Annotated in this window: 13 protein-coding genes; 5 read left to right on the top strand and 8 right to left on the bottom strand. The window is 44.6% G+C overall.

What is annotated here, in order from left to right:
- Positions 1 to 115 precede the first annotated feature (115 nt).
- The 3 genes from MAR181_RS10535 to MAR181_RS10525 all read right to left on the bottom strand — a co-directional run bounded on the left by MAR181_RS10535 (position 116) and on the right by MAR181_RS10525 (position 2,659).
- On the bottom strand, positions 116 to 937 hold the full coding sequence (locus MAR181_RS10535; protein ID WP_013796572.1) for an HAD family hydrolase: 822 nt from the start codon (positions 935 to 937) through the stop codon (positions 116 to 118).
- Positions 938 to 1,089: 152 nt separating this feature from the next.
- Positions 1,090 to 1,437: a HopJ type III effector protein gene (locus MAR181_RS10530; RefSeq protein ID WP_013796571.1), complete on the bottom strand. Its 348-nt coding sequence runs from the start codon at positions 1,435 to 1,437 to the stop codon at positions 1,090 to 1,092.
- A 43-nt stretch (positions 1,438 to 1,480) separates the two neighbouring features.
- A complete protein-coding gene (locus tag MAR181_RS10525) occupies positions 1,481 to 2,659 on the bottom strand; it encodes a Bcr/CflA family multidrug efflux MFS transporter (protein ID WP_013796570.1) in 1,179 nt (392 codons plus the stop codon).
- A gap of 250 nt (positions 2,660 to 2,909) precedes the next feature.
- On the opposite strand from MAR181_RS10525, the gene MAR181_RS10520 reads away from it, so the two are divergent.
- Entirely contained in the window at positions 2,910 to 4,769 is a 1,860-nt protein-coding gene (locus tag MAR181_RS10520; protein WP_013796569.1) for an ABC transporter ATP-binding protein, read from the top strand.
- A gap of 143 nt (positions 4,770 to 4,912) precedes the next feature.
- Here MAR181_RS10520 and MAR181_RS10515 read toward each other — a convergent pair whose 3' ends face one another.
- The 3 genes from MAR181_RS10515 to MAR181_RS10505 all read right to left on the bottom strand — a co-directional run bounded on the left by MAR181_RS10515 (position 4,913) and on the right by MAR181_RS10505 (position 8,850).
- On the bottom strand, positions 4,913 to 6,670 hold the full coding sequence (locus tag MAR181_RS10515; RefSeq protein WP_013796568.1) for an alpha-amylase family glycosyl hydrolase: 1,758 nt from the start codon (positions 6,668 to 6,670) through the stop codon (positions 4,913 to 4,915).
- Positions 6,671 to 6,742: 72 nt separating this feature from the next.
- Positions 6,743 to 7,969, bottom strand: a complete 1,227-nt coding sequence (locus MAR181_RS10510; protein ID WP_013796567.1) for a glycosyltransferase family protein — start codon at positions 7,967 to 7,969, stop codon at positions 6,743 to 6,745.
- A gap of 53 nt (positions 7,970 to 8,022) precedes the next feature.
- Entirely contained in the window at positions 8,023 to 8,850 is an 828-nt protein-coding gene (locus MAR181_RS10505; RefSeq protein ID WP_013796566.1) for an HAD-IIB family hydrolase, read from the bottom strand.
- Positions 8,851 to 8,977: 127 nt separating this feature from the next.
- Between MAR181_RS10505 and MAR181_RS10500 the strand changes: the two genes are divergently transcribed.
- Positions 8,978 to 9,850 carry a DMT family transporter gene (locus tag MAR181_RS10500; protein WP_013796565.1) on the top strand — a complete coding sequence of 291 codons (873 nt, stop codon included), beginning with the start codon at positions 8,978 to 8,980 and terminating at the stop codon, positions 9,848 to 9,850.
- Between the two features lie 135 nt (positions 9,851 to 9,985).
- A complete protein-coding gene (locus MAR181_RS10495; RefSeq protein ID WP_013796564.1) occupies positions 9,986 to 10,618 on the top strand; it encodes a LysE family translocator in 633 nt (210 codons plus the stop codon).
- A 136-nt stretch (positions 10,619 to 10,754) separates the two neighbouring features.
- Here the strand turns inward: MAR181_RS10495 and MAR181_RS10490 are convergent, their stop codons facing one another.
- Positions 10,755 to 11,180, bottom strand: a complete 426-nt coding sequence (locus MAR181_RS10490) for a DUF3010 family protein (protein WP_013796563.1) — start codon at positions 11,178 to 11,180, stop codon at positions 10,755 to 10,757.
- A 299-nt stretch (positions 11,181 to 11,479) separates the two neighbouring features.
- On the opposite strand from MAR181_RS10490, the gene MAR181_RS10485 reads away from it, so the two are divergent.
- The gene (locus tag MAR181_RS10485; protein ID WP_013796562.1) at positions 11,480 to 12,724 is read left to right on the top strand and encodes a pyridoxal-phosphate-dependent aminotransferase family protein; all 1,245 of its coding nucleotides are present in this window, start codon (positions 11,480 to 11,482) and stop codon (positions 12,722 to 12,724) included.
- A 35-nt stretch (positions 12,725 to 12,759) separates the two neighbouring features.
- On the opposite strand, the gene yddG is transcribed toward MAR181_RS10485, so the two are convergent.
- Positions 12,760 to 13,683: an aromatic amino acid exporter YddG gene (gene yddG / locus MAR181_RS10480; protein WP_013796561.1), complete on the bottom strand. Its 924-nt coding sequence runs from the start codon at positions 13,681 to 13,683 to the stop codon at positions 12,760 to 12,762.
- Between the two features lie 241 nt (positions 13,684 to 13,924).
- Here yddG and MAR181_RS10470 point away from each other — a divergent pair, with 241 nt between their 5' ends.
- Positions 13,925 to 14,917, top strand: a complete 993-nt coding sequence (locus MAR181_RS10470) for a Bug family tripartite tricarboxylate transporter substrate binding protein (RefSeq protein WP_013796560.1) — start codon at positions 13,925 to 13,927, stop codon at positions 14,915 to 14,917.
- The last annotated feature ends 68 nt before the right edge of the window (positions 14,918 to 14,985 follow it).

Here is a 14,985-nt window from a genome sequence, read left to right as displayed (position 1 = left end):
TTTCTCCAAACTAATTATTCTTATAACAATATGGTTCATTATGACCACAGGGTAAAGTGAAATATGTTGTCTTTTCGTTAATAGGGTCAAATTTTGGGGTTTCAAGTCCTGTGTTTTATAGGTTGTATCTGGCGCGTAAATATCGGGCAACACCATCTTCATCATGGTGGCCAATGACCTCGGTAGCGGCTTCTTTGATATGCAAATGGGCGTTGTCTGTGGCGAAGGCTTCATCCGCCTGATTAAACATCGACAAATCATTGTCACCGTCTCCAAACACGATGAGCTTTTCGGCGCCAGATTCTTGTTTGAGTTCCATTAAAGCTGAGCCTTTACAGACATTGCTGTGATGAATGTCGATCCAATGAGCATCAGGGTTATAGATGCCACCACCGGAATACGCGGTGAGATGATGGTGCTTGTGGCTTTCTTGAACAATTTTCTCAATAAAATCTGGATGGCCTAATGCGCTGATGTTGGTGATTTTAGAATGTTTAGAAAGCTCCGTTAGAGGATGCAAACTCATGTTTTTATGGTTGCCGAGTTCATTGGCAATGTGATCGCTCAAGTGGCCAATAAGTGGTGCGTGGTAAACTTGATGAGAGCCGTCATCGGCTAAACAAAAGATAAAAGGGGTTACTCCGTGTTCGGTAAAGGCATGTAATAAATCATCAATGTGATCATGGTTTAGCAAATGACGATGGCGGTATTGATTGGCTTGAGGTTCCCACCATTCCACGCCATTTTTAAAGATTTGCCAATTGGGGAAGTCATGACCAGCAATACAAGGCATGGCGGCCAAATGGGTTCGTCCAGTGGCAATGGTGTAAAAAACACCAGCGGCTTTAAGCTTCTCAAGTGTTTCTAGGGTGTAATTAGATAAACGCTGATGTCGATTAAGTAGGGTACCGTCTAAATCAAATGCTACTAGTTCCATAGTCACCTCGTCTCATTGAGTGAGCACTATCGCACTTTGTGACTTTGGACTTCAACCTTTGCCAGGTGGATTTTTTGTTTTTGGTTAGAAAAAAAGGATCTGTAAGAGAAGAGAGGGCCGTTTTTATGGAGGAAAACAGCCCTCATAGATAACTATTTTTGAGCCAATGCTGGCGTTGAGAAAACGATGCCTTTCCAACCCTTTAGAATAAATTGACGGATGTTTTGGTGGTCGTTGCCTTGTGGGTTTTGCAATACATCAATACGATAAAAATCACCAAATAAAGCCAGAGTTTCGGCTTCGCTTAACTGGTTTAGTGAGGCAAAGGCAAAAATCTTGCAAGAACCATTGTTCTCGTTAGTGGCATTACTCTGGTTGCCATTAGTAAAGGCAGTGGGTGTGAACTCGTATTCATGATCAATCACGGCAATGACGTCTTTAAATGCCACCTGTTCTGGTGATGATTTGACTAATTCGATTAAGGTTTGTGTGCTTAGCATGACAACTCCAGCTAGGTTGGTGGTCACCTCAAATACATTCGCTTTATTGGCTGTATTTGACGGTCAATTTAAAAATGATAAAGGATAATAATCCGCAGCTCGCCATAGTAGCAAGCATGGGCACAAAGCTACCATTGTGAAACAGACTGACCATGGCGCCGCTGAAAGCACCCAAGGCAAAGCGTGAGGTGCCTGCTAAAGCGGTTACACTGCCATTATTGTTGCCAGCATTTTTCAAGGCGCCAGCCATAAAACCACTGCTTAAAATCCCCATCGGCCCAACAAAAAGCATGCTGGCAAGCATGATAAGTGGCAAAGGTGGCTTGTCAAATAAACACAGTATTAGCATAAAGAGGGATGCGGCTAAGGGAATAAAACTGGCGTACTTGCAGAGCACCTCGGTCCCCAGTTTATCAACAACGCGGCTATTGATGGTTGAGGCGATCATCATGGTAATGACGTTTACTCCAACGAGAAATCCGAAATGAGACGGGTCGACTTGATAAAGCTCAATGTAAACGAAGGAAGAGCCAGTGATGAAGCTCATCATTCCGGAAAAGAAAAAGGCGCCAGCAGCAATGTAACCTAACACAGTTGGGTTCTTGATGAGAATGCCATAGTTGCGGATGGCGCCCCATAAAGAAAAAGGAGTGCGTTTTTCTTTGGCGAGTGTTTCTGGAATTTTGATCCAAAAGAGCACAATGGCAAGTAAGGCTAAAATCCCTAGAAAGGTAAAAATAGAATGCCAGCTAAACAAGGTGAGAATAGCGCCGCCCAAAATCGGTGCGGCGAGAGGGGCTAACGCCATCACCAACATGATCATCGACATGGCTTTAGCAAACTCATTAATCGATAAGCCGTCTTTTACTAGGGCTGGAATGCATACGGCCACGGCCGCACCGCCTAATGCTTGTATCGCACGTCCCACCATGAGGGCATCATAGTTAGGTGATAAAGCACAAATAAAACTACCAATAGCAAAGACACTTAGCCCGCCCACGACCACTTTACGGCGTCCAATGGCATCGGAGATTGGGCCAAATAGGATTTGCAAAAAAGCAAACACCATTAAATACAAACTTAAGGTCATTTGCACCAAGCTGATATCAATGTTCAGATCTTTGGCGATGCTGGGAATACTCGGCAAATACGCATCCACGGCGAGAGGCGTGAGACCAGACAATAAGCCTAGAATGAGAATAATGGGTAAGGTTAAGGACATAATATGGCTTGAGGGATTCTCGATTGAGGTAGTGGATAAAAGAAGCCGTTATTATAATGTTTTTGCAGATCTATTAGGCGGAATTAATTGTGTAAACACTAAGTAAAGGCGTTGTCGGATATCGTTTGATGCTCCATATTGTGTGGTTTTCAAATGCCTTACATGTTTCAATTTCGTCAATTTATTATTTTCTCACCCTATTTTAGTGGATGCTTGAATTGATCTGCATTGGGCTGTGACAAGGACTATTATGCTAGGACTTTTTGAAAAATGGGTTGCTGCTTATCCTCAACAGGATGCTGGGCAAGCGCCAAATACCCTTTACGCTTTTTGTCGTTATTACTCGAAAGGCGTTGAGCTACCATTGGTACTGATGTCGTGTTTGACGGCATTCATTGCGATTTTGGAAGTGACATTATTCAGCTTCTTGGGGCAGTTGGTGGATTGGTTGATAGACAAGGATCCAAGTACCTTTTTTGCTGAAGAGGGTACGCATTTGATGTTAATGGGCTTGATGATTTTGGTGGCCATGCCGCTGTTAACCTTTTTCCATTCAGCCATCATACATCAGGTACTGTTGGGTAATTACCCAATGCGAATCCGTTGGTTGTCACATCAATTTATTCTCAAGCAAAGTATGTCGTTTTTTCAGGACGAATTTGCTGGGCGGATCTCTACTAAGGTGATGCAAACCTCATTGGCCGTTCGTGAAACAGTGATGAAGTTATTGGATGTATTGGTTTACATTGGTGTCTACTTTATTTCCATGGTGGTGTTAATTGCTAAGGCGGATTATCGTCTCATGCTGCCTATGTTGGGTTGGTTGGTTTGCTATGTGTTGCTGCAGCTGTACTTTGTGCCTAAGTTGAAAAAAATATCGGCGGAGCAAGCGGATGCCCGTTCTATTATGACAGGTCGTGTGGTCGACAGTTACAGCAACATTTCGACAGTGAAGTTGTTTTCGCATCATGATCGTGAAGCGGACTATGCCAAAGAAGGTATGGATGGCTTTTTGAAAACAGTGTACAAGCAAATGCGCCTAGTAACCTTCCTGAATGTTGGCGTGCAAGCATGTAATTATATATTGGCGTTCGTGATTGCCGCTCTGTCTATCTGGTTGTGGTCAGGCAGTGTGATTAGTGTCGGTGCCATTGCCATTTCGGTGAGCTTAGCGCTTCGATTGAATGGCATGTCCCAGTGGATTATGTGGGAAGTCAGTGCCTTGTTTGAAAACATTGGTATGGTCAACGATGGCATGAAAACCCTGTCCCGTGAGGTTGAAATTGAAGACAAGCCAAACGCGCCTGCATTACAAGTGACACAAGGTCAAATTGATTACAAAGCGGTGAATTTTCATTACGGCAAGACAGACCGTAAAGTCATTGAGGATTTGGTTTTATCGATTAAACCAGGTGAAAAGGTGGGTTTGGTTGGGCGTTCAGGCGCGGGTAAATCAACCATTGTTAATTTGCTGATGCGCTTTCATGATGTGGAGTCAGGTCAAGTGTGCATCGACGGTCAAGACATCAGCCAAGTGACTCAGGAATCGTTACGGGCACAAATTGGCATGGTGACGCAAGACACGTCATTATTGCATCGTACAGTGCGTGAGAACCTGCTATATGGTCGCCCTGATGCGACAGAAGAAGAGATGATTGCGGCAGCGAAAAAAGCCGAAGCTCATGAGTTTATTCAGACGTTAACCGACCCATATGGCAATGTGGGCTACGACGCCATGGTCGGAGAGCGCGGCATTAAGCTATCTGGTGGTCAGCGCCAGCGTGTGGCCATCGCTCGGGTGTTGCTAAAAGACGCGCCTTTGTTGATTTTAGATGAGGCCACGTCCGCCCTCGATTCTGAAGTCGAAGCAGCGATCCAAGACAGTTTGTACAAGCTCATGCAAGGCAAAACCGTCATCGCCATTGCCCACCGTTTATCGACCATTGCTGCAATGGATCGATTGATCGTATTGGACAAGGGTCATGTGATTGAGCAGGGCAGTCATGACGAACTAGTCAATGCAAAAGGCATTTATGCGGCGCTTTGGGCACATCAGACAGGTGGTTTTTTGGCCGAAGATGTGGCGTTAGAGTCAGATGAGACCGTATAACGCTGACATGATTGTTGTTTAGATGAATGGGTTATTGATTCTCTAGTGACAAAAAATGCGACCTCACGAGGTCGCATTTTTATTTGTCTTTTTGAGAGCAGATTCGCGTGAGCTTTTACGTTTGGTCTGCATTCATGAAAGGTTTAGTCGTCTTTGATTTTGCCTTTCTTATTGGCCAACCAAACAAATTGGTAAGGCATTAGGGTGACTTTGCCCAGATGATCTTCATATACCTGTTCCGAAACAAGATCGGTCCAAATGTCCGTTGCGATTAGATTTAGCTCTGACAAATTAAAATGTTGTGGCTGATCTGTCATGTTGTATACCGCAAAGAGGCTTTGTCTCCTGTCTAGGCTTTGGCGCCAAAAGGCAAAGAGGTTTTCCCCCATGTGCAATATGTATTGGGTAGCATTGGGGTGAAAAGCCGGTTGAGCGCGACGAACTTTTAACAAGTTGGTGACGCTGTTAAAGACTTTTTGATGGTGCGTCGGTGTATTCAGCGCGTGATCTAATTCATCCATGTCCCAAATATGGCGATTGATTGATCGGAAGTGCCCCGTATTATCGACCCGTTCAAAGTCATTTTCTGTCCCGAATAGACTGTGAATATAAAACGCGGGAACGCCTTCCAACGCCATCATCACACCAGCGGCACAAAGGAAACGAGCAAACTGCCATTGGTCTGGCCCTTGGTGAGCGGAACCTGACAAGGCATCCCATAAACTGATGTTGATTTCGTATGGTTTGGCTTCACCTTTTGGTGTGGTGCGTGAGCTGAGCTTGCCACCAAAACGCTTCATGGTGTTAATGAGCGTTTCCAGTTCCCATTCTGACAACAAACCCTCTGTTGGACGCAAACCTATGCCATCGTGCGAAGCGATGAAATTCAGGTAAGTCGTACCCTGCTGGGCGGGTGGCATGCTCATCAACCATTGTTTTAAGTGGTTGCAGTTGCCGGTTACTAGGCTATTGATCAGCAAGGGAGGCAAGGAGAAGTTGTAAATTAAATGGGCTTCGTTGGCATTACCAAAGTAGGTTAGGTTTTCCTGATTTGGAATATTGGTTTCGGTGATGATCACGGCTTCAGGCGCGTAATGTTCTATCATCAAACGCAATAGACGGATCATCTCATGGGTTTGAGGCAGGTTAATGCAAGTTGTCCCTGGGATTTTCCAAAGGAATGCTACGGCATCCAGTCGGAACCAGCGAATGCCTTTCTCTAAATAAAGACGAATGATGCGAAGGAATTCGATCAAGACATCTGGATTCTCAAAATTCAAATCCACCTGATCGTGACTAAAGGTACACCAAACGTATTTTTCTCCGGTTTGGGTTTTGACTTCACGTAACAGAGGGGACGTTCTAGGTCTGACAACGGCACTTAAATCGGCATTTGGGTCCGCTTCATAGAAAAATGTCGCGCCAGGTTCAACGCCAGCTTTATAGTTTTCAAACCACATGCTTCGGCTTGAACAATGATTGATGACCAGGTCCCCCATGACTTTGAAATCCTCTGATAAGCTGGAAACATGATCCCAGTTACCGGATGAAGGATTGACGGTGGTGTAATCCATCACACTGAAACCGTCGTCTGAACTGTAGGGGAAAAAAGGCAAAAGGTGAACGGCAGAGATGCAGCAGGCCAGTTTGCTTTTGACAAAATTATGCAAGGTTTCTAATGGTGCTTCGCCTTTTTTACGCAGGGTGTCTGCGTAAGTGATCAGCATGACGTCGGACTGATCCCATAAATTTCTATGAGGTCGAGGTGACTCTGTCGCTGGATCAAGAAAGAAGGTCGATAAACATTTTCTCGCCAACTCTTTGTGGTCAAGTGTTGGATAGAGAAGTTGCAAATGCGCCATTAGCCTTTGCTCTAATTGTGACAAGGGAGCATGTTCCATAGTAAATTCCTGCTTTTTCAAGTGATCAAAAACAACGCCTAAGCGCTCACTCAGTTAACCCGGCTGGCTCGATTACTTCGGGCCAAACTCGGTCATATCTTTTTCTACGGCTTCTGCCAGTTGCGACATGACACCAGGGAAAGCGCTGATGACGCGATTCCAGCTTGGGATAAAGGGGGTTTCCATTGGGTTTTCTAAATATTGGTTGCCGGCTTTCATGATGTTACTGGCAAACAGTTCAACCGCTTGTTCTTCCGTGTGAACATCCAATTTTAGACCATTGATTTCAGCATCATTACGATACGTTTCGATAAAGTCCAGTGCGACACGGAAATAAGTGGCTTTTATCGTACGGAAGGTTTCCTGATTGAAAATGGTGCCATTGGTTGCCAATTTTCGGAAGATGGCTTTGGTAATGTCGATGGACATTTTTGATAAGCCGCCATCATCGTTATCAGCAGATAAATCTTGGTGTTTATGATCGTAAATGTCGGCAATGTCGACCTGACATAAACGGTTAGGAGAATAGTTACGATACATTTCACTTAACACGCCAATTTCAAGTCCCCAGTCACTTGGGATGCGCAGGTCAGTCATGACATCACGACGGAAAGAAAATTCCCCGGCTAATGGGTAGCGGTAGCTGTCGAGGTAGTCTAAATAATCAAGGTGTCCTAACACTTTTTTCAATGAGTAAAGCAAAGGGGTGACCAATAAGCGACTGACTCGGCCATTCATCTTGCCATTGGCGGCACGAGCGTAAAAGCCCTTACAGAATTCATAGTTAAAATTAGGGTTGGCAACTGGGTAGATTAACCGTGCCAATAACTCGCGATCATACGTCACAATGTCGCAGTCATGCATGGCAATCGATTCAGCTTGACCGGCGGCTAGATTATATCCCATGCAGAACCAAACATTTCGTCCTTTACCTGGGTCAGAAGGGGAGAGGTTTTCGCCTTTTAAGACACTGTCAATTTCTCTTAATCTAGGTCCATCATTCCATAAGACTTTATAGTTTTGCGGTAACACACTGAAAAACTCTAAAGCATGGCGATATTGCTCTTCGGTGGCTCGATCCAAACCTATGATGATTTCTGATAAATAAGGCACCTGTTGAAGGTGCTTAATGATGTTCGGCATGGCCGCTGTTTCCAACTCGGAATACAAACAGGGCAAAATCAGAGACATAGGACGAGTCTTAGCGAACTCGCAAAGCTCTTTTTCCATTTCTTCAAGGGGGCGGTGTGCTAGGTTGTGAAGTGTGGTGATGATACCGTTTTGATGAAAGTCACCCATCATTAATCTCCTAAAATTGAAATGTCCGTTCGTTATTTTTGTTGAGCTTTAAGTTATAAAATGCCGTGTTTGATTAATACTTGATTGATCGCTTGGGCCCAGCCTTTTGGGCCATAATCGTCAGTTAACCAAGCGTCACTGCGATTTGGTACTTCGGGTGGTGCATGAACGGGTGAGCGAATGACCACAGGGATGTCTGCTTTACTGAGCATGCCAATGTCATTTTCACCATCACCTAATGCCATGGTTGTGATGAGTTCGTCGTCCAAATGTTGGCTTTGATACTGGGCTTTTAGCCAGAGCATGGCATTGGCCTTATCACACTCTTTACCCATTAAATGAGAGAAACGACCACCTTTTTGGATTTGTACGCCGTAGGGTTCTAGGTAATCGCGAAAGGCTTGCAGGGCTTGGTTGGAGTCCGTCCACACCATGGGTTCAGTGAACTCTCTTTGCATCGCAAGCTTGGCATTCTCTTGGCTTAAACCGGTTAACTTGATTAGCTGGTCAACGCTCATGTCGCTAAAGGGTTGAAAGGTAAAGTTCTCCCGTTGATTTTCGGTCATTCTAATGAGTTCTTCGCGATTTGGTCCGAATGCTTTTAACCAATAATCACCGGCCTCTTCTAGGGGCTCTTGAATGTCTAATCCAAGGGCTTTGGGAATATAAACTGCGGAACCATTTTCAACGATAAAAGGGTCAAGATGGTTTAATGCTTTTCTTAGAGGAAGCAGCTCATGAAAGGTTTTACTGGTATTAATGACGCAAGGAATAGCGAAGGTTTTTAACGACAGCATAGCGGACTTCGCTGGTTCGAAGCTGTAGGTGTGGTGATCCAATAATGTGCCATCGAGGTCAGTAAAAATTAATAGGCTTGTCATCTTGTTTCCAAATATGGGTCCATCAAGGTATTACTGTTGGACGTTAAGGTTAGTCTTGCAAATGTGGTGCCAGTGCGTGACAGTAGGTTTTCTTTTTATCAGCTTAACTAGGGTTTTAAACAATTAGATGACAAGTTTGCTACGTTTGTATGTCGGGATATTTTTGGCTTTGATGGCGTTTGCTGCCAATTCAGTCTTGAACCGTTTGGCGTTGGCGGATGGTTTGATTGACCCTGGAAGCTTTACCCTTTGGCGCTTAGTAAGTGGCGCTGTTACCCTCGCTCTATTGTGCTTGATTCACCGACTGGTAAAGGGCGGAGTGACTTTACCTAGCATGATGCAGGAAGGAAATTGGGTATCGGCGGCAGCTTTATTTGTCTACGCTGTTGGCTTTTCTTATGCCTATATCACACTCTCGACTGGCGTGGGCGCGTTGATTCTGTTTGCTGCGGTTCAGTTAACCTTAATAGGCTTTGCCATCTTTTTTGGGCAAAAACTGGGAAGGTTAGAGTGGTTGGGGCTGGTGTTGGCTTTTTCCGGTTTTGTGTATCTAGTGTTGCCTACTTTAACCTCTCCTTCTTTGACTGGCTTTGTGCTTATGACCTTCGCAGGTGTGGCGTGGGGCTTGTATACCTGGCGAGGCAAAACTTCTCATTCACCTTTGTTCGCCACGGCTTCTAATTTTCTGCGTACCTTACCTATGCTCGTGATATTGCTGGTTTTGGTTAATTGGTTGGGTGCTTTTAAGAGCAGTGTTGATGGTATTTTACTCGCAGTGTTATCAGGGGCTGTGATGTCGGGGTTGGGCTATGCGCTTTGGTATGCTGTTTTGCCTCTAATCAGTGCTTCTATGGCTGCGGTTTTGCAGCTTTTGGTGCCGATTATTGCGACCTTTGGTGGTGTGGTTTTTGCAGCTGAAAACATCAGCTTACACCTTATTTATGCGAGTGCGATTGTGCTGGGCGGTGTTCTGCTGGTGATCATGGGAAGAAAGAAATAATGCTTTGTTTTGGTGCGTTAATAGTGCCATGCATTTATTTGGTGATATATCGTGGCACAAGTTGTGGCATGAAGAGTCTGAGACTTGTTTGGGAATATTCGTAAATAATTTATGGAAAATAACTGGGGGTGAACGTTGAAGATTGAACTGTGGTTTTTGTTTTTTTGTGCCTATTTATTTATTACTTTGGCGCCTGGGCCAAATGTCATTTTTGTGGTTCAGAATGCCGTTAAGTATGGGTATCGTAAAGCTTTGTTGTCGATTCTTGGGAACCTTACCTGCCAAGCCATTATTGTCCTTTTAGTGGCTTGTGGGGCTGGAGCAATGTTAGAGAAGTCGCCGATGGCGTTTTTTATCCTGAAGGTGATTGGGGGAGTCTATCTTATATATCTGGGCGTGACTGGATTACTGAAGCAACGAAGGAAAGAAGGGGGAGGCAAGAAACTGGGGCATAAAGAAAGAGAGACTAGAGAACCTTCGTGCTTCAAAACAGGGTTCTTCGTTTCTGCAAGTAACCCCAAAACCGTCATTTTTTTATCGGCCTTTTTGCCACAGTTTATATCGCCGGATTATGCGGTGGCACAGCAATTTATGATCATGTTTTTTTCTATATGTCTGATCGTCACCTTGGTTCATCTTTCGTACTCTTATCTTGCTAAAAATATTTCAAATGCATTCCAAACAACCACGCTTGGTAAGGCATTTTCGAAAATCTACCATACGGTTTTTATTGCATTGGGTGGCGGTCTAATTTTCAGTAATAGGTAGAGTGTTGAACTTGGAATTCTCTAAGGGAGAGTGCTTGAATATTGACTTTATCGCTTATGGCTAACCTAAAAAAGTCCTTCTCATTCTATGCTGTGTCAGACACCAATTGGTGTCTGATTTTACACATACAAAATGATCAGTCCTCAGACAACGCCACGTAGGCGACGGTAAAGGCACCTTCCTGAAATGCTTTTAATCCTGTTGCTTTAAAGGGAATGGGCAATGGATTATTTTGTAAGGTTTCTTTGATTTTACTGCTGTTGAACAGATCCACTTGAACACTGTCGATGAGTTGCAGCGCCGCTTCAATTTTAAACCCGACAGCCCCTCCGGCAAATTTTCCTTTGGTTGGGCGCTCTTTAATGGCGACCTGAGTGACCTTGTAGTCTTCGAAAAGCTTTTTTAGTGTGAACTGCAGTTTGCATATGCTTTCGCTGTCGTTTGGATGGTTTAAGGGAAGTCGGATTTGACGACAGTCGGGAATTTGGAATAAGCCGTCTTCCTTCGACATGAGACAAAGGATGGCTTCGCTGCCTTTAATTTCGACACCACAAGTAATCATAAAATAGCCTTATCATTGAAGATTTTAGGCATTATCTCATACTTGTCGCCATTCTCGCAGAGTAAAAAAAACTGCTTGGTTTCATGAAAAGAAGTCAGATCTAATGTGAAAAGGTTGGCTTCTGGTGAATTACACTCTTTTCAATTTCTTGTCTCTTAATGTTACGCAGAATACGTTACTATTTCGAAATATTATTTTGTTTAATTTCAAAATACGAGATTTTCTACTGATTAAGGTGCGAAAACGTGCTTTTCATCGGTAGCTATTTTTCTTCACTCTTACAAATTAGGTTGTATTCAATGACTGCTTTATCGCCACTGGGCGTGACACCACCACAGGTGAAATCCTTAGATGAAATTCTGCCTCATGAACCTTTGTTGATGATGGGGGCGGGTCCTGTGCCAATCCCTGAACGCGTCGCCAAAGCCAACTCTGTGGTGATTAATCATTTAGGCAGTGTCATGGCTCAAGTAATCGACCAGGTTAAGTCCATGGCACGCTATGTTTTTCAAACCAAGTCCGAATGGGTTTTGGGCGTAGCGGGGCCGGCCTCGGCGGCGATGGAAATGGCGGTGGCCAATTTGTTGCAAAAAGATGAGCGAATCTTGTGTATCAACAATGGTTTCTTTAGCCATCGTATGGCAGAGATGGCGGCTCGTGTCGGTGCTGATGTCCATGAATTGCATGTCGGGACATACGAAGCGGCGGATCCTGAGCGAGTGCGTAATGCGATTGAGGAAACGCGTCCAAAAGTCGTCACCTTAGTTCAGGGCGAAACCTCTAATACCGTGTTTAATCATACTTTGGAAGACATTGCTAAAATTGCGAAATCTTATGGCTGTTTAGTGGTGGTCGACGCGGTTTGTACCTTGAGTACCATGCCACTGAAAATGGATGAATGGCAAGTCGATGTGGTGATTACGGGTGGTCAAAAAGGCTTGTCTTCTATTCCTGGCGCTTCTTTATTGGCGTTTTCGGATGAAGCTTGGTCTGCTATTAAGCGTCGAACTCAGCCTACGGCTCAATGGTGTTTTGATGTGCAATTGGCTGAAAACTTCTGGCACAAAGATGGCTATCATTATACTGCCCCTGTGTCTGGCATTATGGCGCTCCATGAGGCGTTGAAACTGGTGTGCGAAGAGACACTGGAACAACGATTTGCTCGTCACTTACGCTGCTCGAAAGCATTGCAGACGGGGATCGAAGGAATGGGACTAGAGCTTTTTATTGCTTCAGAAGCACGGTTGAATTCTGTGGTGGGGATTAACATCCCGCAAGGATTGACGGCCAATCAAATCTGTCATCACATCTCGGATGTGTATCGAGTTGAAATAGCCGGTTCATTCGGACAGCCCATTGTGCGTATTGGTCAAATGGGAGAACAATGTCGTGAACATAATCTGTTCCGTACCTTGCATGCTCTAGGCAGCACAATGCGTGACTTGGGGGTCAAAGTGGATCAGCCTAATGGCATGGCAGAAATGGAAGCGTATTTACAACGTATGCCGCGAACCATAGCGCAAATGGCTCAATCTGTCGCTTAGTCATAATAGATAAACGCGACAGTTAAAATGCCCCCTTATGTTTGGGGCATTTTTGTGTCTGGCTTTTTATTTGGCATGACACTGGCGAACAAAGCGCCAAACGTAACCAACAAGCAGGCGATGATTTGCGCTTGAGTCAGCTCAGCTTCAGTAAACAAGCCAAGCCATGCAGTGGATAGTGCAGGGGCGATATAAGACAACACGCCTAGTAAAGATAAATTGCCGCGTTTGACACCAAAATCCCAACAAAAGAACGCCACCCCAACTGGCCCTAACCCTAAGCCAAGAATAGCGATCCAAGCATTGGTTGGTAACGTGTCTGGTGTTGTTTCCATTGCGAAGTGACTGATGCCTGCCAGTATGCTGGTGATAAGGCAGTACCAAAGTACAGAGCTAGAAGGAACGTCTTGAAAACGTCGATTCGCCACTGAATAGCTTGACCACAGCAAAGCGCAGGCAAAAGCGGCACCATATCCCGTCCAATGTATTTCTATGCCACTATCATTTGCGACTGAGGTTTTTGACTGCAGCATGATCGCCGTCCCGATGAAGGCGACTATGGCACCAATGAGGTGACTCCAAGATAAGTGACTAGCCTTTGTCATACCAGCCATTAAGACGATCAGCAGTGGCCATAAATAGGCAATGAGGCCAGCTTCAACAGGTGGTGCATGTTGAAAAGCATAGAAATAACAGAAGTGGTAACAAAAAAAGCCTAAGCCTCCCATGGCAATAGCGCTGTTAGGCGTGTTTTGCCAGGAGGTTTTAATTTCTCCTTTGCTAAGATAGACCAAGAAAAACAGTAAGGTGGCCACGGCAAATGTCAGGGCTAACAGAAGCAAAGGGGGGACGAGACCGGCTTGTGTGGTAAATAGGGCTAAAATACTCCACAACAAAATAGCAATGCTGCCAATGAGGGTCGCTTGTGGTGAGGAGTGACTTGGTATTGAAGCGCTCATAAAGGGTCCTTAACAATAAATTTATCTATAGCTTAAGGGCTTTAAAGCATTTGGGTATTGTCAAAAACGCGGAAAAGCGTTGTGAAAAACACGCCTTTTTTGCCTATTAAGTGAAATAAAAAAGGACGTTGACAGGGTGGTGACAGGTTTGAAGGGTAAGGTGAAGCCCATCAAGTTTTCTGAGCATTCTATTTTAGAAACTTGACTCGCTAACAAAAACAATAACAAGCAGGAGAAAATCATGCTTAAACACCTATCTTTGAAGTCTGTTCTTGTCTCTGGTGCGGTCGCACTTTCTATGGTTGGACAGGCTCATGCCTATGAACCCGCTCGCAGTGCAGAATGTATCGCGCCAGCTAACCCTGGTGGTGGTTGGGATTTCACTTGTCGTAGTGTGGGTAAAGTTCTAGTTGATCAGGATTACATCAAAGGTAATGTGCAAACGGTCAATATGTCAGGTGCTGGTGGTGGTGTAGCGTTTGCACACACGGTCAGTAAACGTGCTAAAGACGACAATTTGATTGTGGCGGCAAGTACGGCAACAACTACTCGCCTTGCTCAAGGTCAATTCCCTGGCATGAACTCAGATCAAGTGAAATGGGTTGGTACATTGGGGGCCGATTACGGCATCATTGCGGTTGGTAAAGACTCCAAATACACTTCACTTAGTCAACTCATTGCAGCCCTAAAGCAAGATCCTACGTCAGTGAAATTCGCTGGTGGTAGTGCTTCTGGTGGTTGGGATCACTTAAAGGTCTTGATAACAGCGCAAAAAGCGCAGGTAGAGAATTTGCCTAAAATTCGCTACTTAGCTTTCAGTGGTGGTTCTGAAGCCTTGGTTCAAGTTGTTGGTGGTCACGTAGATGCTTTTACTGGTGATGTCTCTGAAGTGAAAGGCTTCATGGACTCAGGTGATTTGCGTGTGTTAGCTGTGCTATCGGAACAACGCTTGCCAGCACCATTTAACAAAATTCCAACGGCGATGGAGCAGGGTATTGATTCTGTTGCACCAAACTGGCGTGGTTTTTACGTTCCAGGTAAAGCGAGTCAAGAATCTTATGATTGGTGGGTAGATACAATGAACGAGTTGTACACCACTCAAGAATGGAAAGACATCATGACTAAGAACGGCTTGATGCCATTTCATAAGTCGGGTGCAGAGTTTACTCAATTCGTTAAAAATCAAACTTTGGATATCCAAATCCTATCGAAAGACATTGGTTTGATCCGCTAATAACGCACTGCTATTTTGGAGGGGGCAACCCCTCCTACTTCATTTTTGTATTTTACTAATTAACTAAC

The sequence above is a fragment of the Marinomonas posidonica IVIA-Po-181 genome, from assembly GCF_000214215.1.
Taxonomy (GTDB): domain Bacteria; phylum Pseudomonadota; class Gammaproteobacteria; order Pseudomonadales; family Marinomonadaceae; genus Marinomonas; species Marinomonas posidonica.
This window is presented reverse-complemented; position numbering and strand designations above follow the sequence as displayed.